Annotated in this window: 17 protein-coding genes; 5 read left to right on the top strand and 12 right to left on the bottom strand. The window is 57.4% G+C overall.

Annotated features, from left to right (window positions below):
* The first annotated feature begins 131 nt into the window (after positions 1 to 131).
* Positions 132 to 458, top strand: coding sequence for a YnfA family protein (locus RE418_RS19380; protein WP_025302721.1), 327 nt, complete (start codon positions 132 to 134; stop codon positions 456 to 458).
* Between the two features lie 36 nt (positions 459 to 494).
* On the opposite strand, the gene ydfG is transcribed toward RE418_RS19380, so the two are convergent.
* The 6 genes from ydfG to RE418_RS19350 all read right to left on the bottom strand — a co-directional run bounded on the left by ydfG (position 495) and on the right by RE418_RS19350 (position 6,276).
* Positions 495 to 1,244 carry a bifunctional NADP-dependent 3-hydroxy acid dehydrogenase/3-hydroxypropionate dehydrogenase YdfG gene (gene ydfG / locus RE418_RS19375; protein ID WP_025302722.1) on the bottom strand — a complete coding sequence of 250 codons (750 nt, stop codon included), beginning with the start codon at positions 1,242 to 1,244 and terminating at the stop codon, positions 495 to 497.
* 125 nt (positions 1,245 to 1,369) lie between these two features.
* On the bottom strand, positions 1,370 to 1,891 hold the full coding sequence (locus RE418_RS19370; protein ID WP_043143257.1) for a GNAT family N-acetyltransferase: 522 nt from the start codon (positions 1,889 to 1,891) through the stop codon (positions 1,370 to 1,372).
* Between the two features lie 199 nt (positions 1,892 to 2,090).
* The gene (fecA, locus tag RE418_RS19365) at positions 2,091 to 4,343 is read right to left on the bottom strand and encodes a TonB-dependent Fe(3+) dicitrate receptor FecA (RefSeq protein WP_337250000.1); all 2,253 of its coding nucleotides are present in this window, start codon (positions 4,341 to 4,343) and stop codon (positions 2,091 to 2,093) included.
* Between the two features lie 214 nt (positions 4,344 to 4,557).
* Positions 4,558 to 5,514, bottom strand: a complete 957-nt coding sequence (gene fecR, locus RE418_RS19360; RefSeq protein WP_060447217.1) for a ferric citrate uptake sigma factor regulator FecR — start codon at positions 5,512 to 5,514, stop codon at positions 4,558 to 4,560.
* Complete coding sequence (gene fecI, locus RE418_RS19355; protein ID WP_049295523.1) at positions 5,511 to 6,035, bottom strand: ferric citrate uptake sigma factor FecI; 525 nt, start codon at positions 6,033 to 6,035, stop codon at positions 5,511 to 5,513. The genes fecR and fecI overlap by 4 nt, the downstream gene beginning before the upstream one ends.
* Before the next feature lie 58 nt (positions 6,036 to 6,093).
* Positions 6,094 to 6,276, bottom strand: coding sequence for a hypothetical protein (locus tag RE418_RS19350; RefSeq protein ID WP_127146125.1), 183 nt, complete (start codon positions 6,274 to 6,276; stop codon positions 6,094 to 6,096).
* 187 nt (positions 6,277 to 6,463) lie between these two features.
* Between RE418_RS19350 and guaD the strand changes: the two genes are divergently transcribed.
* Positions 6,464 to 7,780 carry a guanine deaminase gene (gene guaD / locus RE418_RS19345; protein ID WP_197821831.1) on the top strand — a complete coding sequence of 439 codons (1,317 nt, stop codon included), beginning with the start codon at positions 6,464 to 6,466 and terminating at the stop codon, positions 7,778 to 7,780.
* Here guaD and RE418_RS19340 read toward each other — a convergent pair.
* On the bottom strand, positions 7,762 to 8,928 hold the full coding sequence (locus RE418_RS19340) for an MFS transporter (RefSeq protein ID WP_213928090.1): 1,167 nt from the start codon (positions 8,926 to 8,928) through the stop codon (positions 7,762 to 7,764). The genes guaD and RE418_RS19340 overlap by 19 nt on opposite strands.
* Positions 8,929 to 9,031: 103 nt before the next feature.
* On the opposite strand from RE418_RS19340, the gene RE418_RS19335 reads away from it, so the two are divergent.
* The 3 genes from RE418_RS19335 to RE418_RS19325 all read left to right on the top strand — a co-directional run bounded on the left by RE418_RS19335 (position 9,032) and on the right by RE418_RS19325 (position 13,762).
* Complete coding sequence (locus RE418_RS19335) at positions 9,032 to 9,946, top strand: LysR family transcriptional regulator (RefSeq protein ID WP_049295526.1); 915 nt, start codon at positions 9,032 to 9,034, stop codon at positions 9,944 to 9,946.
* Between the two features lie 437 nt (positions 9,947 to 10,383).
* On the top strand, positions 10,384 to 11,670 hold the full coding sequence (locus RE418_RS19330; protein ID WP_049295529.1) for an HlyD family secretion protein: 1,287 nt from the start codon (positions 10,384 to 10,386) through the stop codon (positions 11,668 to 11,670).
* On the top strand, positions 11,663 to 13,762 hold the full coding sequence (locus tag RE418_RS19325) for a peptidase domain-containing ABC transporter (RefSeq protein WP_016927850.1): 2,100 nt from the start codon (positions 11,663 to 11,665) through the stop codon (positions 13,760 to 13,762). Before RE418_RS19330 ends, RE418_RS19325 begins: the two co-directional genes overlap by 8 nt.
* Positions 13,763 to 13,948: 186 nt before the next feature.
* Here the strand turns inward: RE418_RS19325 and RE418_RS19320 are convergent, their stop codons facing one another.
* The 5 genes from RE418_RS19320 to RE418_RS19300 form a co-directional block, all read right to left on the bottom strand.
* On the bottom strand, positions 13,949 to 14,173 hold the full coding sequence (locus tag RE418_RS19320) for a hypothetical protein (protein WP_154892309.1): 225 nt from the start codon (positions 14,171 to 14,173) through the stop codon (positions 13,949 to 13,951).
* A gap of 105 nt (positions 14,174 to 14,278) precedes the next feature.
* Positions 14,279 to 14,446, bottom strand: a complete 168-nt coding sequence (locus RE418_RS19315) for a hypothetical protein (protein ID WP_016927849.1) — start codon at positions 14,444 to 14,446, stop codon at positions 14,279 to 14,281.
* Positions 14,447 to 14,470: 24 nt separating this feature from the next.
* On the bottom strand, positions 14,471 to 14,731 hold the full coding sequence (locus RE418_RS19310) for a hypothetical protein (protein WP_016927848.1): 261 nt from the start codon (positions 14,729 to 14,731) through the stop codon (positions 14,471 to 14,473).
* Between the two features lie 244 nt (positions 14,732 to 14,975).
* Entirely contained in the window at positions 14,976 to 19,121 is a 4,146-nt protein-coding gene (locus tag RE418_RS19305; RefSeq protein WP_089180867.1) for a non-ribosomal peptide synthetase, read from the bottom strand.
* Positions 19,121 to 22,927, bottom strand: a complete 3,807-nt coding sequence (locus RE418_RS19300; RefSeq protein WP_089180868.1) for an AMP-binding protein — start codon at positions 22,925 to 22,927, stop codon at positions 19,121 to 19,123. Before RE418_RS19300 ends, RE418_RS19305 begins: the two co-directional genes overlap by 1 nt.
* Positions 22,928 to 22,934 lie beyond the last annotated feature (7 nt).

Raw genomic sequence — 22,934 nt, 5'->3', positions numbered from 1 at the left:
TGAGTGCGCCTGATGATGGCGGCACTGGCGTTACCTCGCCCGCAGGCGTGGTGACAAATATACCACTGCGTTCCTGGAATTCACCAGCCAAGCGCCGATTCGTTTACTTTATCGAGAGAAAACTGCGACCGATGTTAAAAACCACGCTGTTGTTTTTCGCCACTGCGCTCGCCGAAATTATCGGCTGTTTCCTGCCTTACCTGTGGCTCAAGAAGCAGGGCAGCGCCTGGCTGCTGCTGCCGGCGGCATTAAGCCTGATGCTGTTTGTCTGGCTGTTGACACTGCATCCGGCGGCCAGCGGGCGAGTCTACGCGGCCTATGGCGGCGTGTATGTGGCGACGGCGCTGCTGTGGCTGCGGGTGGTGGATGGGGTGAAGCTGTCTGCGCTGGACTGGGTGGGCGCCGGGGTGGCGCTGGTGGGCATGCTGATCATCGTTTCCGGCTGGCGCGCGGCCTGAGGAAACAGGGCGGGAGTCGCCTCCCGCCGCCAGGGATCAGGCGCCGCGGTGGATGTTCAGCCCGGCGAAGGACTGGCTGACCGGCATCATTTCCAGCGTGTTGATGTTGACGCGCGCCGGCAACGTGGCGACCCAGAACACCGACTCGGCGATGTCTTCCGGCGTCAGCGCATCGGCGCCTTCGTAGGTTTTATTGACCTTGCCGTCATCGCCCTTGAAGCGCACGTTGGAAAACTCGGTGCCGCCCACCAGGCCCGGCTCGATATCGGTCACGCGGATGCGCGTGCCGTGCAGATCGGCACGCAGGCCCAGGCTGAACTGTTTGACGAACGCCTTGGTGGCGCCGTACACGTTGCCACCGGCGTAAGGCCAGTTGGCGGCGGTGGAGCCGATGTTGATCACGTGGCCGACGTTGCGTTCGACCATGGCCGGCAGCAGCGCGCGCGTCATGTTCACCAGCCCTTTGGCGTTGGTGTCAATCATGGTTTCCCAGTCATCGGCGTTGGCCTTGTGCGCCGGCTCCAGCCCCAGCGCCAGCCCGGCGTTGTTCACCAGCACGTCGATCTGACGCAGCTCGGCCGGCAGTGCCTCGATCGCCTGTTGAATGGCGGCGCGGTTGCGCACGTCGAGCCGCACGATGTGCAGCGCTTGCCCTAATTCGTCCTGCAGCTCTTCGAGACGCTCAAGGCGGCGGCCGGCGGCGATCACCTGGTGGCCTTCACGGATAAAACGGCGCGCAATGGCTTCGCCGAAACCGGAGGTGGCGCCGGTAACAAAAATAATCATGTTGCTGTTCCTCAACTGTTTTTACCCTACATGCCTCTATCATTAGCACAAACCCGCAGGCAGTGGCAGCGGTTATCACGGCGGAAAGCAAAAAAGGTCACACCGGGCCGGCGGCCCGATGCAGATTAGCGCTGAGGCGGTAAGTGGTACACTACGGCGTCATACTTGACGCGTTCGCAACGGCCGGCCAGCACGCCGCCCAGCGACTCGACGAGGCGGCGGCTGGCGGTATTCTGTTCGGCCACCGGGTAGATAAGGTGCTGCGGCTGAAAGCGTTCGCTGACCCAGCGCGCGATGCTCTCAACGATTTCGCGGCCGTAACCCTGGCTATGCAGGCTCTCTTTGACCCAGATGCCCAGCTCCGGGGTGTGGCTGCGCAGGTTGTGTGCGCCGCCGACGCCGACGAACTCTCGGTCTTCGCGCCGGCGGGCGACGAAGATCACTTCTTCGCCTTCGCGCATCAGCGGCAGCCAGCCTTGCCAGACGTTGGCGAAATCTTCCGGTGACGCTTCCGGCTCAAAGGTCATAAAGCGCGTCAGAGTGGGGGTGATCGCCTGGTAAACATCGTCGGCGTCTGCTGCGGTAAAGGGGGCAATCAACAAACGGTCGGTGTCCACGCGGCACTGAGAAAGGTCATTATGATTCATCTTATTCCCTCGCTTTTCAGGCCAGAACGGCAAAAAATCCGCGCCCATAAATCGGGGCGGATCGTCGATACTACGCGTATTAGCGTCAGAAGCGACTTATTTTTCGCCGTTGCGGCGGCGCGGAGGAGTGGTTTTATGTGACATCGTCACGTTGATGGGAAAGGCGGCGGGCACGGTTAACCGCACCCGCCGCTGAAGATCAGAACTTCACTGAACCTTGCAGATAGATCGTGCGCGGCTGGCCGATGTACAGACCTTTGTTGTTGTCGTCATAGGCGCGGGTGAAATACTCGTGGTTGAACAGGTTTTTCACCCCGACGCCCAGATTCAGACCGGCCATTTCCGGGCCGAAATCATAGGCGGCGCGCACGCCCCACAGCATATAGCCGGGAATGCGGCCGGTGCTGCCGTCGGCGCTTTCCGCCACGGTGTTGGCGTTGTCGGCGAACTGGCTGGACTGGAACTCGCCGTTAAGATTAAACGCCCAGTTGCCCGGCGTGTAGTCCAGCCCCAGCGTGCCTTTATGCTTCGGCGAGAACGGCACCTGGTTGCCCTTGTAGCCGCCGTCTTCGCGGATGGTGGCGTTGACGTAGGCGTAGCTGGCGTAGGCGGTCAGGTCGTCCAGTTTCGGCGTCAGCTGCGACAGATCGTAACGCAGGCTGCCTTCCAGCCCGGCGTGGCGGGTTTTGCCGCGCGCGGTCACGCTGTCGGTCACCTGGTTGGAGTCGTACTGGTTGTTGAAGTTGATCAGGAACAGCCCGATCTCGCCGGTCAGCGCATCGCCGGCGTAGCGGGTGCCCAGCTCCCAGGTGCGCGCCTTCTCCGGTTCAATCTTGCCGCTGTCGACCGCTTTGCCCATCTGGCTGTATTGCACGGTGCCGAAGGAGCCTTCGGTGTTGGCGTACAGGTTCCAGTATTCGTTCAGGTGATACATCACGTTCAACGCCGGCAGCGGTGCGTTATAGCTAACGTCGAGGCGGTTGTTCTTGATGTAGTTGTTCTGATACGACTTGATGTACTCGTAGCGCATGCCCGGCGTGATAGTCCAGTCGCCGATGTCGATGCGATCGTCGATATAGAAGGCGTGCGCCTCGGTGCCGGACTGGGTGTCGCGATCGTACGGGCTGGCGGTGGACGGCAGCCTGCCGGTGCTGGCCTTGCTGGTGTAGCGTAGCTCGTGGGTGGATTCGCTGACGTAGCGGTAGCCGACGCCGACCTCATGCGCCGAATCGCCCCAGCGGAAGCTCTGGCTGTAGCGCGGTTCCACGCCGCGCACCCAGTATTCGCGCGGCGACAGCGTCAGGTTTTTACCCTGATCCAGATAGCCGCTGCGCAGGGTGTAGGTGTAGAAGCTCTGCACGTCGAACTTATGCTGTTGATCCGGCTGATACTGATAGCCGAAGTTGGCCAACTGACGGCGGCCCCAGAACTTGTCGTACGGGCGCGTCGACTGGAATGGGTTGGCGTTGTAGTCCGCCCGGCTCAGGCCGCCCGGCATGTCCGCTTCGCCTTCGTAGTATTGCAGCAGGCTGTTGAAGGTGTGCACCTCGTTCGGGGCGTAGCGGCTTTTCAGCATCACGTCGTCAATCTTGGTCGCGCTGTGCTCGCGCCAGTCGCTGCCGCGGGTGCCGGAGTAGAGCAGCGCCGCGCCGAAGCCGTTGTCGGCGGTGCCGCCGATCATCAGGTTGCCGGTGCCTTTCGGGTGATCCTGGCGCGAGGTCGGGCTGAGCTGCCCCTGCATGCCGGCCTCCATGCCGAAGGTTTTCGGGATGGCGCGGGTGACGAAGTTAACCACGCCGCCGACGCTCTGCGGCCCGTAGCGCACCGCGCCGCCGCCGCGCACCACGTCAATCGCATCCATATTGCCGAGCGAGACCGGCGCCAGCGACAGCTGCGGCTGGCCGTAAGGGGCGAAGGGCACTGGGATGCCGTCCATCAGCACGGTGGATCGGCTGGCGAGGCGCGGGTTGAGGCCGCGAATGCCGAAGTTCAGCGCCATGTCATGGCTGCCGGTGCCGTTGTTCTCCGGCGCCACTACGCCCGGCACGCGGTTCAACGCTTCGCGCACGGTGGTGGTGCCGGTTTTGACGAAGTCTTCGCGGCGCACTACGTCGCGTGCACCGGGATGCTCGAACACGTCTGCCTGACGGCCTTCCGCCAACCAGTCGCCGACCACGGTGATGTCCTCTTCTTTCTGCGGCTGCGGCAGTTTGGCCAGCGTGTAGCCGTTGTTGCCGAGCGCTTTAGCCTGCAGGCCGCTGCCCGCCAGCAGGGCGTTCAGGCCGTCATCGACGCCGTAGCTGCCGCTCAGGCCCGGCGAACGTTTACCGGCGGTCAGTGCGCCGTCCACCGAGAGCGCGATGCCGGCGCGCGCGGCGAAAGCGTTCAGCGCGCCGTCCAGCTCACCGGCCGGAATGTGATAGGCGGCAGCGGCGCTGGCGGCGCTCGCCATCTGCGGTGCAGCGAAGACCAGGCCAATGGCCACGGCCAGCGGCGTGGCCCGTTTTCCCCAAAGCGAAGCCGGAGCGACCTTTCCCCAAGCGTTGTTCATACCTTCTCCTGAATCATTTTTTATTTATTGCTGCAGTGTTTTCCTGGGAGTCGGATGAGCGAAGCAAAAGGGACAATCAAGAATGCGATTTTTTATCATTTTTATTTAAAAAGATTCAGGCGGGGACGATTTGCAGCCAATAGCGGGTAAAGCTCTGCAGGCGCACCGGCAGGGTCTGGCTGAGCAGGGCGAGGGCGCGATCGGTATCGTTGAGCGGGAAACTGCCGCTGACGCGCAGGCCGGCGACGGCCGGATCGCAGCTCAGGTGGCCGCGCCGGTAGCGCGCCAGTTCGGCGATCACCCGGTCCAGCCGCCACTGGCTGACGCTCAACACGCCGCGCAGCCAGCCGTCCTCCGTCGTGGCCGGTTGTTTGTCGCTGAAGGCCGTGGTGCTGAAGCTGATCTGTTCTCCGGCGTTCACCCGGCGCTTTTGTTGCGCGTCTTGCGCCAGCTGCGCCTCGACCGCGTGTTCCAGCACCGCCAGGCGAGTTTCGCCGTCGCTCTCGCGCACCAAAAAACGGGTGCCGAGCGCGCGCATCGCCCCCTGCGGGCTTTGTACCCACAGCGGCCGGGGATCGCGTCCGGTCACCAGGCTGATTTCTCCGGCGTGCAAGCGGATCAACCGTTGGCGATCGTCGTAATGCACGTCTACCGCGCTGGCGGTGTTCAACACCAGTTGGGTGCCGTCGCTTAACACAATGGGTTTGATTTCGCCGGTGGCGGTGCGGTAGTCGGCGCGCAGCTCCCGGCCGAGCGGCGACTGGTAGAAGAATCCGCCGCCGCCCACGCCGAGCAGCAACAGCAGACTCTTCAGCAGGGTGCGGCGATCGATCGCCGACTGGCGGTCGGCGCGATCGAGCGCACGGTAGCTGAACTTGCCCGGCACGCCCTGCAACTGACTCTGCAGCGCTTCGACGCGCTGCCAGGCCCAGCGGTGATCGTCATGCTGCTGGTGCCAGGCTTGCCATTGTTGGCGCTGGCGTTCGGTGACGTGCTCATCGCACAGCAGGGCATACCAGTGTGCGGCCATTTTCAGCGCCTGGCGCTGCTCGGGGGTGATGGCGTTGCTCATGAATAAATGTCGTTTTCGAGGCTGAACAGCAGGCAATGCTCGGTGGCTTTGGCCATGTATTTTTTAACCGAACTGACCGACACGCCGAGGCGCGCGGCGATGTCCGCATAGCCCAGACCGTCGAGCTGCGACAACAGAAAGGCCTGTTTTACCTTCGGCCCCAGGCCATCGAGCATGGCGTCGATCTGCTGCAGGCTTTCCAGCAGGCTCTGGCGCTGCTCCGGCGACGGGGCGTAGCCTTCCGGGATCAGCGCCAGCATCTCCAGATAGGCGCGTTCCAGCGTTCTGCGGCGGAACAGATCGACCATCACCCGCTTGGCGACGGTGACCAGAAAATCTTTCGGCTCGCGCAGGGTCGCCGCGGCGTCGCTTTTCAGCAGGCGCATGAAGGTGTCCTGCACCACATCGTCCGCGTCGAACGCGCAGCCCAGCCGCCTGCGCAACCATCCCTGCAACCAGGCATGATGGGTGGCGTAAAGGCGCGATAGCGCGGTGTGCGGGGCGGAAGCGGTGGCGGACATGGTTTTCGCATTGCTGGTCAAAAAGATGCGCGGATGATAATTGAGAATGGTTATCGTTTCAAGTTTGTCGGGTGGCCTGCGGAATGGGCCAGACCGCTTTGCATCGTGTTGGAATAAACGTCACGGCCGCGAAATTATCCGCTTGCCCAATAAAGGTGCAGCGGCGCGGTGTTATTTCGGCAAGCAAACGGTTGCTATTCGTCTGCCGTTGAAGACCGCCACGCGTTTTATTCTTTTTCATCGGTTGTTTTTCTTTGGTTGAATTGGTATCACTCTGTTTTTAAATAAAAATATATTTTATGACCGCCTATTGGCACACGGCTTGCTATGCTTAATCCGGTCTTTATGTTTGGGTAAAAAAGGCCTTGTTTCATCATCGCAAGTTATTACGCGGGTGAGCTTGGCCGGCCGTCACAAGGAAGAAAATAATGGCACTGCAATTCACCACGGCTATTCGTGGCAATTTTTTTGATATCGCCGCCTGTGTGGAGGCGCCACAACAGCTCGAGGAACGCCTGCGGCATGTTCCCGACGGTTTGCTGCTGCTGAACGACGGCGTCATCGTCTGGTTCGGCAGCTGGCAGCAGGGCGAGGCGCTGCTGCCACCGGGCTTCGCGGTCACGGAGTATCGCGACAAACCGATCGTACCGGGGTTTATCGATACCCATATCCACTATCCGCAAACCGAAATGATTGGCGCCTATGGCGATCAACTGCTGGACTGGTTAAACAATTACACCTTCCCGACCGAAAGCCGTTACGGCTGCGAGCAGCACGCCGATGCGATGTCGGCCTTCTTTCTGCGGGAGTTGTTGAGCAACGGCACCACCACCGCGCTGGTGTTCGGCACCGTGCATCCGCAGTCGGTCGATACGCTGTTCAGCCAGGCGGCAGCGCTGAACATGCGCCTGATCGCCGGTAAGGTGATGATGGATCGCCATGCGCCGGAGGCGCTGCTGGAAACGCCGGAGCAGAGTTACCGCCAAACGCGTGAACTGATCGAACGCTGGCACGGCAAAGGCCGCCTCGGTTACGCCATTACGCCGCGCTTTGCGCCCACCAGTACGCCGGCGTTGCTGGCGCAGGTGCAGCGGCTGCGCGAAGAATTCCCCGACGTTTGGCTGCAGACGCACCTGAGCGAGAATCCGCAGGAAGTGGCCTGGGTAAAAGCGCTGTTCCCGCAGAGCCAAAGCTATCTGGACGTTTACCACCGCTACGGCATGACCGGCGGCAAAAGCGTGTTCGCCCACTGCCTGCACCTGGAGGAGCAGGAGTGGGACTGCCTGTGCGAGACCCGCTCGGCAATCGCCTTTTGCCCCACCTCCAACCTGTTTCTCGGCAGCGGGCTGTTTGACCTGCAGCAGGCCTGGCGCAAGCGGGTGAAGCTCGGTATCGGCACCGACGTAGGGGCCGGCACCACTTTCAATATGCTGCGCACGCTGGGCGAGGCATACAAGGTCGGCCAGCTGCAGCATTACCGGCTCTCTGCCGTAGAAGCGTTCTATCACGCCACCCTGGGCGGCGCCCGCGCGCTGTCGCTGGACGACAAAATCGGCAACTTCAACGTCGGCAAAGAGGCGGATTTCGTGGTGCTCGATCCGGCGGTCACGCCGCTGCAGCAGTTGCGCTACGCCAACAGCGCCACGTCTGCGGAGCAAGGGTTCGTGCTGATGACCCTGGGAGACGATCGCAACATTTATCGCACCTATGTGAATGGTAAGGTGGTTTATGAGGCGTCGCGCTGACACAGCCGCGCCTGCAGCCAAACGCTGAGCGGTGCGACGGCGACGGCACTCAGCGCGCACAGCCATAACAGACGTTGCAAACTGAGCGGGGTGAGGCCGCCGCTCAGCAGCGTGGAGGAGAGCAAGAAGGCCACCGTGGCGCTCAGGTGTATCAGGGCGGTTTGCAGTACGCCGAAGGCGGCGCGTTGCCGATTGTCCGGCCAGCGCATGCTCAGGGAAGAGATCGCCACCAGCCGCGCATAGGCCGCCGCGAGAAACGCGACCATGAACAGTTCACCGCGATCGCCACCGCGCGCCACCAGCCACAGGCTGCCCAGCAGCAACAGCGTGGCGCCCACCGTCAGCGTCACGGCACCAAAGCGTTGCAGCCAGCGGCCTGCCAGCACGGTCGCCAGATAACCGGCCACGCCGCCGATGAAAAATAGCCAGGACAAATGCGCGTCTGCCACCTGTAACCGCTGGGTGAGCAGCGGCGCCAGCACCGGGATCAGCAGCATTGGGCTGAACTGCGTCAGGCCGGCGGCGGCGGCGAACAGCAACAACCGGCGATCGAGCGTGACGGGCGCGGCAGCCTGTGGCTGCGGCGCATCCCTGGGAACGAACAGCGCCACCAACACCGCCGCCAGCAGACACAGCCCGCCGATAGCCGCCAGCGCAACGCGCCAGCTTGCCACTTCGCACAGGTACAGCATGCCCGGCATGCCGACAATGCTCACCAGCGAAAAAGACGCGATCACCGTCGCCAGCATTCTGCCGTGCAGCGCGGCCGGCGCGGCGTTGAGCAGCAAGCCGATCCCGACGCCCATCGTGGTGCCGCCCAACAGCCCGGCCAGCAGCCGCAGCGCTAACAGCCAGTAAAACTGCTGGGTTGTGGCGATCAATAAGGTGGTCACGGCCAGTAGCGTGACATTGAGCATCAGAAAGCGCTGCTTCTCAACGCCGCCGATCCAGAAAAATGCGCCGATGCCGGAAATCACCGCCGCCAGCGTATAGGCCGCGCTGACATAGCCGGCGTAGCTGACGGGCACGGAAAAGTCGGCGGCCATGTAGAGGAATATCGGGTTGAATACCATGTATTCCAGTGCGTTGGTGAACTGAATAAAGGCGATGACCAGCGCTATCGCCGTCAGCTTTCTCGTGGGTGTCATAAGCATCTATCGGTTGCAGAGTCAGGCCGGCAGTGTAGCGCTTGGCGTTGATCGGGATTAGATGGTAGAAATGGCATGGTTTGTTATCAAATCAGGGATAATCATGCGCGATAAATTGGATTTAAACCTGTTACGCATCTTCGTGGCGGTGGTGGAGCAAGGCAGCTTCGTCGGGGCGGCGCGGGCGCTGGCGATGCCGACCTCCAACGTCAGCCGCTATATCTCTCAGCTGGAGCGCCAGCTCGAGCAGCGATTGCTCGAACGCAGCACTCGCTCGATGCGGCTGACGCCGAACGGCCAGCTGTTGCATGAACGCACCCAGCCGCTGCTGGCGTCGCTGGAACACACCGCGCAAACCCTCAGCGAACGGCAGCAACAGCTGCGTGGGCCGCTGCGCCTGTGCGTGCCCAATGAAGTGGGGCCATACCTGTTGGGCGAGCCGCTGGCGGCGTTCGCCCTGCAGCATCCGCAGATCGAAATCAGCTGCGTGACCAACCTGGCGGGTATGACGTCGCTGCTCGACGATGTCGATCTGGCGGTGATGATCAGCCGGGGCATGCTGGACGACAGCGACTATGTCGCGCAGCCGCTGGCGTCTTTCCCCTGCATCGTGGTGGCCGCTCCGGCGTTGCTGGCGCAGTGGTCGCCGTCGTCGGAGATTGAACAATTCACGCAATTGCCCTGCATCAGCACGGTGGATGCGCTGAAGGGCATGCCGTGGCAGTTCGTCCGCCCGGACGGAACCTTCGTTACCGTCCCGGTCAATGCGCGCTATCGCGTCAATAGCGGGGAAATGGCGCTGAAGGCGGCCTTGGCCGGCGTGGGGTTCGCCATGCTCTCCGAGCTCGGCTGCCGGCCGTTTCTGGCCGATGGCCGTTTGGTTGAGGTGCCGCTGGCACTGCCGCCGGCGCCGCTGCAGCTGTATGCCGTTTATCCCGGCCGCCGCTATCTGCCGGCCAAAACGCGCGCGCTGCTGACCTTTCTGATACAGCAGGTCGGCGAGGCGGCTCACGTCTAATCACTTGTTTTTTCTCAAACTGCCAACTGCCCTAAGCTAGGAGGTGACTCAGAGGGAGCCATTCCCCGAGACCTTATTCCGTGGACATGGAGGCGTTTCGATTTGATGCGTTTATCCACATTGCTGCTCGATCCGGCGGTCACGCCGCTGCCTATTACATATGGCGAGAGATAGAATGAATAGAGTTATTTGATTAGGAGGCTCTTTATTGGTTTTTTATCGATATGCATAGTGATATACGGCTATGTGGCTGGGTAAGTGCGTAAAAAACATTGCATTTATTCGGAACGCTCGATATCATAATGAGAATAATTATCTTTACGATATCGCTAATTAAAAACAACAGATCTGTTTTAATCTCTGCTGCTGTTTTTCGATATGCTTCCGCATTTTACGAGCCAAGGCTGGCTTGAATTTTATTTCTGGAAAGGGATGTCATGCGTGATTTGTTTCGACAGGAAGCCACGGATCATCAGCGGGCGAAATGGGCGGGTAAGGCTTTATTGATAAACGGCTTGCCTGCCTGGTGCTTTGGTCTTTTATCGTTTTTATTTATTCTTGTTTTCCTCTCTTTTCTTATATTCAGTCATTATACACGCCGCATTAATGTTTATGGTGAAATCACCACCTTCCCCCGCTCAGTCAACGTGTTTGCGCCCCAACAGGGTTTTATCTCGGAACGCTTCGTCGAAGTGGGGGATGTGGTTAAAAAAGGCCAGCGTCTTTATCAGATTGATGTCAGCCGAGTGACGGATAACGGGAAAGTGAGCGCCAATACGCGCCTGGCGCTTGAAAACCAGTTAAAACATGTCGACAGCATCATTCTTAAGTTGCAAGACAACAAGCGTATGACGCTGGAAAATCTACGCGCGCAAAAAAAACAGTATGAATTGGCGCATATGCAGTCCAAACAGCTGTTGGATAATGCACGAGAGGGGGTGGCATTTGCTCAGGACAACATGCGTTCCTATAAGGAATATCAGCAACGCGGTCTGATTACCAAGGATCAGCTTAGCGGGCAAACCTATTCATTTTATCAACAACAAAGTCTGTTCCAAAACCTGCATAGTCAACACATTCAGGAGTCGTTGCAAATTACGAATTTGGAAAGTGACATCGTTACGCGCGCGGCAGATTTTGATAACCAAATTTCGCAGTACCAGTTTCAGCGCAATGATTTGCAACGGCAGTTAGCGGAAGCCGATGCCAGCGGCGCATTGATCGTGAACGCCCCAAGCGATGGCCGCATTGAGTCTCTCAGCGTTACGCCGGGTCAGATGGTCAATAGCGGTGACAGCTTGGTACAGATTATTCCACGTAATGGCGCGATTTATCAGCTAGTTTTATGGTTGCCGAACACCAGTGTGCCTTATGTTTCAGCGGGGGACGGCATTAACATTCGCTATGACGCTTTCCCTTATGAGAAGTTCGGTCAGTTTCCCGGCAGAATAGAAAGCATCGCTTATGTACCGGCCTCCATTCAAGAAATGTCAACTTACAGCAGTTCTCCCGTGCATCAACCCAGCGCGCAAACGGCATCTTTTTACAAGGTGACCGTTTCCCTGGATAAAACGCATGTCAGTTACCAGGGCAAAGCGTTGCAGCTCACTAACGGCATGCGGGCTCAATCCACGCTGTTTCTGGAAGAAAGGCCTCTATATCAATGGATGTTCTCACCTTTCTACGATATGAAAAACAGCCTGATGGGGCCAATCAATGACTGAATCTTATTTAGACGCGCTAAAGGGCAAACTCAATTTGTCGCTGCGCCGCAAAGTGCCGCAGATCCTGCAAACTGAAGCCTCGGAATGCGGGCTGGCCAGTTTAGCGATGGTATGCCATTACCATGGTTTGCAAATCGATCTGTTTAATCTGCGCAGCCGCTACGGCTTTTCTTCACGCGGGGCGACGCTCTCCGCGTTGATTGACATCGCGAGCGCACTCAAGCTGCAATCCAGAGCGTTATCGCTGAATATCGATGAGCTTAAGGCGTTGAAAATGCCCTGTATTCTGCATTGGGACATGAAGCATTTCGTGGTGCTTGTCAGTGTCAGCCGAGGGCGGGCGGTGATCCATGATCCTGCCTTTGGCCGTAAAGTGCTGGAGTTGCATGAACTGTCGCGGCATTTTACCGGCGTAGCGCTTGAGCTATGGCCAGACAGTGAATTTCAGCCGATCAAACAGCAAAGCAGATTGCGCTTTCGTAAGCTGATGAGCAATGTGCGCGGCCTCAAGGGAGCCTTGCTAAAGATCTTCTGTCTGTCGATCGTGATTGAAGCGGTTAATCTGCTGTTGCCCGTTGGTACGCAGTTGGTCATGGACCATGTGATTTTGGCCGGCGATCATGATCTTTTAGCGCTGATATGTATAGGATTGCTGTTCTTTATTTTATTCCGCACCGGCGTATCCATGTTGCGCTCGTGGATCTCTATCGTCATGGGCGCGTTGATAGACGTGCAATGGAAGGCGGGAGTGTTTGATCATCTGATGAAATTGCCGCTTTCCTTCTTTGAGAAGCGCAAGTTGGGTGATATTCAATCCCGTTTCGGCTCATTGGATACGATAAGAGCGACTTTCACTACCAGCATCGTCAGCAGCATTATTGATGGCATCATGTCTGTCGGGGTATTTGTCATGATGCTGCTCTATGGCGGCTGGTTAGTTTGGGTGGTGCTCGGCTTTACGGCGATATACGTCATTCTCAGGCTGTCGACTTATCAACATTATCGGCAGCTGTCGGAAGAGCAGTTGGTGAAGGGCGCGCGGGCCGGGTCTCATTTCATGGAGACGTTATATAGCATCAGTACGTTAAAGGCGTTGGGGTTATCTGAAACCCGTTCACAGTATTGGCTGAATCTAAACGTAGAAACGATCAATGCGGGTATCAAGCTGACCAAGTTAAACATGATGTTTGGCGGTTTGGGGGCGTTTATTGCCACCTGCGATCAGGTGATCATCCTTTGGCTCGGCGCGGCATTGGTCATAGACAATCAAATGACGATCGGCATGTTTATCGCGTTTAACGCCTACCGTGGGCAGTTCTCGGAGCGTGCCAGCAGCTTGATCGACATGATGCTTCAGCTGCGAATGTTAAGCTTGCACAATGAAAGGGTGGCGGACATTGTGCTTTCGTCACCGGAACCGCAAATGCCCGCGCGTCAGCTCTTCACAAAAGGCAACGCCGCAGAGCTTCAGGTGCGGAATCTGCGCTACCAGTATGATCGTTTGGCGAAACCCATTATCACGGATTTGAATCTCAGCATTGCCGCGGGAGAAAGCGTGGCGATTGTCGGCCCCTCCGGCGTGGGTAAAACCACATTGATGAAGTTAATGTGTGGGTTGCTGTCGCCGGATGAAGGAGCCGTGCTGGTCGATGGTATGGATATCAGCAACATTGGCGTTAATAATTATCGCCAATGTATCGCTTGCGTGCTGCAAGATGACAAGCTGCTGGCGGGATCTATCGCTGAAAATATTTCAGGATTTGACGCCGAAATGGATCTGAAACGTATTGAGGCGTGCGCACGGCGTTGCAATATGCATGATGATATTCAAAACATGCCGATGGGCTACGAAACATTGATCGGCGAATTGGGGGGAAGCCTTTCTGGCGGACAGAAACAGCGTTTATTGATAGCCCGTGCGCTCTACCGTCGCCCCAGCATTCTGTTTATGGACGAAGCGACCAGCCACTTGGATCTCGATAATGAAACACATATTAACCGCGCTATTTCACAACTGAACATTACCCGCGTGATTATTGCGCACCGTCCATCGACGATTGCCTCTGCGGATAGAGTCATTCAACTCGGGTAACGTCAGCTTCGCTTCACCTGGCTTCTTCATCTCGACATTTTCGCTACGCCAACCGCGCTGCTCACCCTGTGGTGGGCCCATGACAAAAAGGGTTATCATAACGATAACCCTGGCATGAAATGACGCTTTAGGCGCTGAAGCCAACGTTAACCGGGGAGGTCAGCCGTGTGGCTGGCAGGGCCCCGATCAGTTCGAATCGGTATTGTTGTTGTTCCCCCACATGGTACCGCCGCCGTTGCTCCCGCCCCAGGGAATGCCTGATGGGCCAACAGAGCCGGGGGCACGATCGCCGGTGACATAGTTACCGACAGCACCGCCGACAATGGTGCCGACAACGCCGCCCGCCACGCCACCGATAGAGCCGATGCCACCGCCGATCGCTGCGCCGACCGTTTCCGCGGAAACCGTCAATGTACCGCTGCGATCTCCTGCACCGGAAATGATTGAACATTCTTCAGAGGTAAGATTGCGCATATTTGCTCCTTAATCATTAAATTTTCAAATAAGCCACGTTTATCATGCCGAGCGTTGCCCGCGATCGCTATTGAGCAATTTATGCGTGCCGATAACGGCAACGGCGATAAGGGCGTATTTCAAGAAGCGATTGAGGGTGAAATAATCCGCAATCGTGCCAGCAACAAGCCCAATTAAAATGGCGAACAATACAATAAGTGACTTTTTCATATGATGAACACGAATCTTCCTGTATTAGTTACTGTCGGCAGGATTGTTCGTCGATGTTTGTTTATTGCCACCCAACATGGATTCCACCATTTTGCCTGCGGTATAGGCGGCACCACCGATAACGGCACCGGCAACAGCGCCTGGGCCGGCACCGACACCGCCAGCCATGGCGCCGGTCATCGCGCCACCAACCGCGCCGGCCGCGACGGCCCCGCCCAGTTCCGCATAGCTGAAATCCCCAGCGGCTGCGATAAAGTTCACTTCATTAATCGTAAGTTCTCTCATAACGACTTCCTTATATTATTGGTTTTTGGTTTTTGCAGTTTTCCGATACCAGAAAAATGCCACTAGCAAGGTTGAAAAGATAAAGGATTGAATGATTGTGCTGGTAAACCTCCTGTCTTCGGAAAAAAATAACGAATAAAAAATATCCATGAATGTGTAGTAAAAGCAGAACAAAAAAATCCAACTGCTGGGTAATTTCATCAGTGCCTCGATAGGTTTGATTGGCCAGGGGTATCTTCTCGCGTTATTCCAATGATGTGGACAACGCGCGCAGCATCCGCGTCAGCGCTCGAAGAAGTTGAGCGTTGTTTAAAATGCTGTAATGCGTTTCTGCACAATAATTGAGTTGAACGTCATGAGAGGATTGCCTCTCCCAGCGTTGTGCAAGATTGGGGTGTTTACGCTGACGTTGCTGGCTGAGCCAAAGCGTCAGCGGTATCGCTATCTGTGGCAGAGGGCCGGCGTTATTCGTCAGATCAAAGGATTTTTTCAGCGCCCAACAAAAGGCTTCGGCATGTTCCAGCGTGATCTTCTCCGCAAGCACGCTCTGATTCAGCGCATAGTGCATTTTTATCTCGTTGGCGAAGCTGTCTATCGCGTTCGTTTCTTGATGCCGACACAAATGGCGCGCAATACCGAGAGAGTCGAACAGGCTGAGATAACTTTGCGCCACGCTGAAACCTCGATTCACTGAGGGGTGCTGGGCGGGCAAACCGCTGTCGACAAGCACCGCATGCGCAAAGGGCGCGCCTTGTTCCGTAGCCTGCGCCGCCATATGGACAGCTAATTGGCCGCCCAATGACCAGCCGGCGATAACGGCAGTGTCGCGTTTGGCACGCGGTATGGCCGCCAAATGGGAGGCGGCCAATCGCTGCAGGGTGAGTGTGTCGTCTGCGCCTGGCGCGGCCAACCCCGGGCTGGCGATGGTGATGATGTTGGCGCAGGCGTAAAGTTGTTTTATCCACTTTGCATATTGATGTACCTGGCCACCGGCACCATGCACCAAATACAAGGTGGGCAGAGAGGGGCGATCGGCTGCGCCGGACAACATCGATAACGGCAGGGGCGCGTTATCGCGCAGACGCTCGGCAAGTTTATCGAGCTGTGAGTAGCCAAGGATTTCCGCCAGGGTTAATTCCACATTAAGGGCGCGCTTGATGTTACCCAAAAACGTAATGCCGGAAAGCGAGCTGCCGCCATTGCTGAAGAAGCTGGCATAGGGGTCGATCTTGTCTGGATCACAGCCTAACGTATCCGCCAACAACTCACGTAGCAGCATGAGTTCCGCGGACGCGGCGGGAACAACATCGCTGGCCTGACTCCGTTCGGTGCCTGGCGATAGCAAGGTGCGATCCAATTTGCCGTTGCGTGAAAGCGGGAAACGTTCAATAAGATGATAGTGGGATGGCGCCATATATGCGGGCAATGCGGCCGTAACCTGCTCGCGTATTCTTTGCTCCGCCTGGACGCTGGCTTTCCCCGCCTCGGTCAATGTGATATAGGCTTCCAGATACGGTGTGCCGTTCCTGGTTTCATCGCGACAGACGACGCACGCTTCAGCGACCAGTTCGCTGCTTTTGAGCGCGAATTCGACGTCACCCAATTCGACGCGAAAACCCTGCAGTTTCACCTGTTGGTCTTCGCGGCCGAGGAATTCGATGTAACCGCTGCGATGCCAACGGCCACGATCGCCGGTGCGGTACACGCGTTCTCCGGTGGTTGGGAGAAGAACAAAGCTGCCGGCGGTGGTTTGCCTATCGCGCCAATACTCGCGGGCAACGCCAACGCCACCGATATAAATGTCGCCGGTAACGCCGAAACCGCACGGCTCGAGTTTTTCATTCAACACCCACATGCTTTGATTCGGCAATGCGGTTCCATAGGGGATGGCGTTTCTGTAGTGCGTATCTCGTGTAAGTGGATGATAAATTGACCATATTGCCCCTTCGGTGGCACCGCCAAGGCTGGTGATGGTGGCGTTGGGGCAAAGCCGATGTGCTTCGGCGATCAGCCGCGGAGAGATACGATCGCCGCTCAGCCAGATATGCCGCAGTTGAGGCAGCGACAGGATGTTTTCTTGTGCGCAGTATTGCACCAGCATTTGCAAGATGGCGGGAACCGAGTTCCAGATGCTGATTTTCCGCTGGCGTATCGCATGTAGCCATGCTGACGGCTCTTTAGCGTCGTGCGGCGATAACACGGTTACCGATGCGCCGGCTAGCCAACTGCCGAACAGGTCATAGACCGATAAATCGAAGGCCAGGTCGGCGAGCGCCAATACGTTGTCACGATGTGAAACGTTAAACAGTTGATTCATGGTCAGCAAGGTATTGGTGACGGCGCCGTGTTCCATCGCCACGCCTTTTGGCGTGCCTGTCGTCCCCGATGTATAAATGACATAGGCGAGTGCTTCCGCTTCGCCTGATGGGAAGGTTGCTGTGCCTGCGGCAGGGGGAGAAAACAGCGCCTCCAGATCCTGAACGCGGGTTGTCTGCGGATAGCGGGCGCGATGGTGAGCCCGATTGCTCAAAACCCAGACGCAACCCGATATTCGCATAATGGCCGCTACGCGGGCATCCGGTAATCCTTCGGCCAACGGCAAGTAGGCGCGTCCGGCGAGGATCACGCCGAGCGCCGCAATAGCTTGATGAGCGCCGCGTGGAAGATCGATGGCGATGAGTGTGCCAGGGGCGGTATGGGCGTTCAGCCAATGCGCCACGAGGCCGGCGTGCCGCAATAGCCGATCGTAATGCCACACCTGATCTCCCTCGAACAACGCCGGGCGATCCCCATGCTGGTGGGCAGCGCGTAACAGCCGATCGGAAAGAGGTTGCCGCAAGCATACCGGCATCGCCTGCCCGACGGAGAGCTGCCGCAATTGCCGGTTATCGGCCATTGGCGCCAGCGAATAGTGGTCGACGGCCCGCGAAGGATCGCAGGCAATTTGCTGCAACAGCAATGCGTAAGCTTGCGCCAATCCGTTAATACGCTCCGGCGTAAACAGCTTGGCGTTGTATTGCCACTCCAATTGAATGCCCTCTGCGCCGGAAATCACTTCCAGAACCAGATCAAACTTGGGCGGCGCATAGCGTCTTGGCAGGGTGTTAACCTGCGCACCGCCAAGATTTAGCTCGTTGCTTTTGCGATGTTGGCAGACGAACATGATTTGAAAAATGGGGTGGAACTTGCCGCGCGTGGGCTTGAGTTGTTCAACCAGGTAAGAGAAGGGCAATCCCTGATGTTTGAAAGCGCGCGCAAATTTATTGGCGTTCTTTTGCAGCAGCGCGGTGAAACTGTCGTCGCCAGTGATGATAAATTGGTGAGCGATCGTGTTGACGAAGCTGCCAACGGCGTCGTTTAACGTCGGCTCGTTCCTGTTGGCGATCGGGCTACCGATGACTACGCGATCCGTCGCCGATTCTCTGGCAATCAGTAACGCGAAGGCGGAGTGCAACAGCGTAAACAGCGTCGTACCGTTATGTTTGGCTAACTGGGCCAGGGCCGGCTGCAGTTCGTTCGTCAGCGATGTTCTGACGATATTCTGTGTTTTGCCTCCCGCGGTGATGGCGATATCGTATTCAAGCGCGTGTTTTTCCGGCGCACCATCCAGTTCATCGCGCCAAAACGCCATGCTGTCATCGACATTGGCGACGGCGAGGAAAGGGTCTTCAAGATAGCGGAAAAACGCCTGACCGTTGTCATAATGCCAATGCTCTTCGTACGCTTGATAGTCACGGCTCAGTTCATCCACCAGCAAATTGGCCGTCCAGCCGTCGACCACGCAATGGTGGAAGGTCAAGAACAGATAGTGGTGCTGCGCGCTCTTTCTCAAGATCCGGCAGCGCAGGGGATACTCAGCCGCGAGGTCAAACGGAATCGTACACTGGGCGTTAAGCGCCGCCAGCATATTTTCTTGCTGCTCTTCACTGTTCAGCCTGCTGATGTCCTCGAGGCTGTGTTCGAAAATGGTTTCATCAGGATGCACGATGTCAACGGTGATGGCTTCACCGTCTAGCCGGTAGCGGCCGCAAAGCGCACCGTGCCGCTTGAGCAGTTTTTTCAACGCGGCGAGCAAACGCTCGGGTTCAAAGGGCCCCAGGATCTCTTTAGCGATCGGAATGTTATACAGCGGGCTGTTCTTGGTGAAGTTTTCATACAGCCACAGGTATTGGCCCGCGTAGTGATTGACGGTGTAACAAGGCTTCTCGCCGGTGTGCCGCTCTGAATTGTCTGGCGTACAGACAGATAAAAATGCGGTAATGTCTTCCTGCACCGCACTGAGTGCGGCGGCGTCAACATGCTCGATGGTTTGGCGTCGAGGCGACAGCTCGCCGAATTTTGCTCCCTGTTTCGCCATTTCCATCAGATTGATCAAGCCGATGACGCTCATCAGTGCGCTCCTTCCATGTTGACGTCGATAGTTTTCGCTGTTCGACCGCTTTTATTCGGGCGTTTGTCGCTGTGGGCGGAAATCAAATTCAGCCAATGCGCTAAGCTACACAACTGCACTCCCGGGTTTCTCCGCTGCGCCATTGTGAAGGCGGCGCGATGGTCGATATTCTCGCCATCATCGAAACCGAAGATCCTCAGTACGCAGCCGTTCAATCGCTCATTGGCCGTATCGAACCGAATGTGCGGGAAATAACCCAGCCGCGCAGAGAGGGCTATCAACTCTGTAACGCCGGCGTCGACGGCTTGGCGGCGCGCATCGACTTTATGCAGCAACAGTAGTCGCTCATGCCGGAAATCGCGTAGCAGGCCTTGCGTGAGTCTGGCTCCGCCGGCCGTATCATGCATAAAGATCATGTGGTTAACTCGGCCGGGCAGGGTGTGCAGCAGGGCCGAAAGTGCATCGAGCCAACTGGCATATTGAGTGGCTTCGTTCGGTACGTTGAATATGGCCGCGTTCAGCGACCATTCAGCAGGCAACGGCAGCGCCTGCGGTGACAGAATGTCCACACCGCGTTTGTCGGCGAGGGCGGCCAATAAAAGCCGTTCATCTGTGCCTTCGGGAGATTGAATAAACAGCCTGCTGCTGGTCGGCGCCTCGGTTGATAGACAGCGGCCGATAGCGCAACGGATGTCCAGATGCTGCGGATCCAGACCATAGCGTGCATGGGCCAACTGCGTCAGGTGTCGGCAGAAATCGGCGAGTCTTGGATGTTCAAGAATGTCGCTCAGGTTCAGATCCAACCGACAGTGGGCGTTAAGCACGTTAATGATTTTTATGGCCTGCAGGGACTCGCCGCCGAGCGTGAAGAAGTCACCATCGTCACTGCCCAGCGTCGCCAGCCAAACTTCATGCACCAGGGTGTTGAATGTCGTCGAACGCAACTCCCGTGTGGGTTCAGGCATCCGGGATTGTCTCTCCAGGGTGCGATAATCAATCTTGCCGTTAGCCAGTTTGACCAGCGGCGTTGGATGATGCACGAAGCGCTGAGGAATATGGGCATTGGGCAGTTCGCCGTACAGTGTGCGGCGCATTGCCTCACTGAGCGGCTGCCGGCTGTGATAATGCGCGTACAGTTCCGTTCCCGCGTCGCCGCTTTTGGCCAGTACGGCAATCTCGACAATGGAGGGCAAGCGGGCCAGACAGCTTTCTATCTCACCCATATTGACGCGCTGCCCGGCGATTTTCGCTTCACGAATTTTGCGGCCAAGGAACACCAACTGCCCATCTTGGCGCTGGCAGGCGATATCGCCGGTACGAAAGGCGGGCATGAGATGGCCGTTGGCCTCAAGGGTGACGAACTTTTCCGCGCTCAGCGTTGGCTGATGCCAATATCCCAGGCCGACGGTCGCTCCGGCTATCAGTAATTCGCCGCTGCAGCCGAGCGGCAACGGCCTGAGATCCTCGCCGACGATCGCCGTGTATATACCATCCAGCGGTGTGCCTATCGTCACGGCGGCGCCATCGTTTTTGATTTCTGCGGCCGTCGCCACCACGGTTGTTTCGGTTGGGCCGTAGGAGTTGAATAACTTCCTGCCTTTGGGGTAGTGCGCGAACCAGCGTTCTTTGGCTCGCGGTGAAAGGCTTTCGCCGCCGATGATAACGGTAGTGACGGCCGGCGGTAGCGTCTGTTCACCGCCGGAGGCGAACAGCATTTCATTAAAGTAGGCGGTCGGCAGATCCAACAGGCTGATTTGATGATCGTCGCAGAATGTGAAGAAAGCGGCAAAGCTGTGCTTGACGGTCTCGGGGGCGATACACAGGTGGGCGCCGGCCCCCAGCGTCATGAAAATTTCTTCGATGCAGGCATCGAAATGCAAGGGCGCAAATTGCAACACGCGTTCGTGCGGTTGAATGCCATAGCATTTTATCGCCGCATCGACAAAAACGTTGAGAGCATGTCGGGCGCCTATCACGCCTTTAGGCATTCCCGTCGAACCGGAGGTAAACATGATATAGCTGGTACCGACCGGGAACGCCGGCGCCTCAGTCGATGTTTGCCGGCGAAACACGGTGAAGTGTGCGAAATCCGTCGGCATATTGAGTGTCGATGCGCGCCAATGCGCCAATGCGCCAGGCTCGGAATGAACGGAGGGACGCGTGCGATCGGTAATCAGGATAGCGTCGCTAAACTGTTCAAGCAGTTGACGGTAAGCCGCTCCATCCCCTTTGGCATTCAGGTTGACGAAGGGCATTTTCAATTGCAACGCAGCAAGCATGCAGATGATGGCCTCCGGCCCTTGCGGCAAGTCGAGCAACAGTACGGTATGTGCGGCGCGAACGGGAGCCAGGACATCGGCCAGCGCACGCCACTGCTGCTGCAAAACGGCATAAGACAGCGTTCTGAGCGATGACGAAGCGTGTTCAGGCGTGAGGATCGCCGTGCGTTGCGGCGCTTGAACGACGGCACGATCGATACGCTGCATGATATCGACCACGTTGTCGTTGGCTGTTTTACCCAGCAGCGAGAGCGGGAAACGTTGTCGCAATGCCGCGACGGAAAGATTTTCCGGATCGTCGTACAGCAAGGTGCACAAGGTCTGTATCCCCTGGCTGTGCCGCACCAGACTGGCCGCATCGTAAAGCCCTGAGTCGGCATCGATCTCCAGCCGCAGCGTTTGGTTATCGAGATCGGGACGCATGTTGAAGACCAGATCCTGCGCGCCTCCTGAGCGTAAGTTACGGATTTCACTACGCTGAGCGGGAGAGAATGAGGCTGCCGCTTCAAAGGGAATGATATTGACCACGATGTTGAACAACGGCGAGCGGCTGGCGACGCTCCTCAGACTTTTTATCTCTTCGTAACGAAACGCTTGATGTTTCTTGAGTTGCTTGAGCGCGTGTTCAATGGTTTGCGCCAACTGTCGGCATGAGGCGGTGTCCTCAATATCGAGAGTCAAAGGAACAACGTTGGTCTTGCAGGTTAGCGCCTGCCTCGACAGGGCGTCTGTTCGCGCCATCATAGGGACGCCGATCGTTTGCTGCTTCTCGCCGGTACATAGGTATAAATACGCCATCACCGCTACAAAAGTGCGCGCCAGCCAGGAAGGATGTTCGGTTTGCAGCGCAAGCCGCTCGGCAGGATAGGGCAACGACGTCACATGGCGGATGGTCTGTCCCGAGGGAATATTGGCGCAGGCTAATGTCATCGGGTCTGGCAGTGAGGCGCTGGCCGCTTGCCAAAAATGTCGGTCTGCTTGATAGGCGGCTGACTGTTTATACTCAGATTCAGCCCTGAGCAAGGCATCGATCGCCGGTACGTCTTGCGGTTGTTGTGTCTGGTCTCGGTAGGCCTGCGCCACTTGATGGATCAGCAAATAAGTACCGTAACCATCAAGCAGCAGATGGTGGCTGCAGAAATACCACAGAAAGCGTTTCTCACCCAGCCTGATGATTTTTTGTCTGAATAACGGCGCTGCGTTCAGCGAGAAGGGGCGCTTAGCATCCGCTTCCATTAATTCGATAGCGGTGGCCATATCGTTGGCGCTCTGCGAAAGATCTACCCATTCCACTGAGATATTGGCGGTGACGGAATATTGATAAGGCGTGCCGTTATCCTCATCAAACAGAACGTGCAGCGTAGGGGTTTGGCTGATGACACGATGAATAGCACGTTTCATTCTTGCGATATCGAGAGTGTGATTTATTTCGACATATTCCGCGATATTATAGCTCGATTTATCATCGCCGATCTTGGTGCCATAGTAAAATCCTGCCTGTGAATCCAGTAATTGATGTTTGCTCATTGCCTCA

The organism is Serratia sp. szju (assembly GCF_044594185.1).
Lineage (GTDB): Bacteria > Pseudomonadota > Gammaproteobacteria > Enterobacterales > Enterobacteriaceae > Serratia > Serratia bockelmannii.
This window is presented reverse-complemented; position numbering and strand designations above follow the sequence as displayed.

Bases quoted from the DNA above. Each gene is read 5' to 3' on its own strand.
- RE418_RS19380 (WP_025302721.1), top strand. From the start codon at position 132: ATGTTAAAAACCACGCTGTTGTTTTTCGCCACTGCGCTCGCCGAAATT.
- ydfG (WP_025302722.1), bottom strand. From the start codon at position 1,244: ATGATTATTTTTGTTACCGGCGCCACCTCCGGTTTCGGCGAAGCCATT.
- RE418_RS19370 (WP_043143257.1), bottom strand. From the start codon at position 1,891: ATGAATCATAATGACCTTTCTCAGTGCCGCGTGGACACCGACCGTTTG.
- fecA (WP_337250000.1), bottom strand. From the start codon at position 4,343: ATGGCGAGCGCCGCCAGCGCCGCTGCCGCCTATCACATTCCGGCCGGT.
- fecR (WP_060447217.1), bottom strand. From the start codon at position 5,514: ATGAGCAACGCCATCACCCCCGAGCAGCGCCAGGCGCTGAAAATGGCC.
- fecI (WP_049295523.1), bottom strand. From the start codon at position 6,035: ATGTCCGCCACCGCTTCCGCCCCGCACACCGCGCTATCGCGCCTTTAC.
- RE418_RS19350 (WP_127146125.1), bottom strand. From the start codon at position 6,276: ATGAAAAAGAATAAAACGCGTGGCGGTCTTCAACGGCAGACGAATAGC.
- guaD (WP_197821831.1), top strand. From the start codon at position 6,464: ATGGCACTGCAATTCACCACGGCTATTCGTGGCAATTTTTTTGATATC.
- RE418_RS19340 (WP_213928090.1), bottom strand. From the start codon at position 8,928: ATGACACCCACGAGAAAGCTGACGGCGATAGCGCTGGTCATCGCCTTT.
- RE418_RS19335 (WP_049295526.1), top strand. From the start codon at position 9,032: ATGCGCGATAAATTGGATTTAAACCTGTTACGCATCTTCGTGGCGGTG.
- RE418_RS19330 (WP_049295529.1), top strand. From the start codon at position 10,384: ATGCGTGATTTGTTTCGACAGGAAGCCACGGATCATCAGCGGGCGAAA.
- RE418_RS19325 (WP_016927850.1), top strand. From the start codon at position 11,663: ATGACTGAATCTTATTTAGACGCGCTAAAGGGCAAACTCAATTTGTCG.
- RE418_RS19315 (WP_016927849.1), bottom strand. From the start codon at position 14,446: ATGAAAAAGTCACTTATTGTATTGTTCGCCATTTTAATTGGGCTTGTT.
- RE418_RS19310 (WP_016927848.1), bottom strand. From the start codon at position 14,731: ATGAGAGAACTTACGATTAATGAAGTGAACTTTATCGCAGCCGCTGGG.
- RE418_RS19305 (WP_089180867.1), bottom strand. From the start codon at position 19,121: ATGAGCGTCATCGGCTTGATCAATCTGATGGAAATGGCGAAACAGGGA.
- RE418_RS19300 (WP_089180868.1), bottom strand. From the start codon at position 22,927: ATGAGCAAACATCAATTACTGGATTCACAGGCAGGATTTTACTATGGC.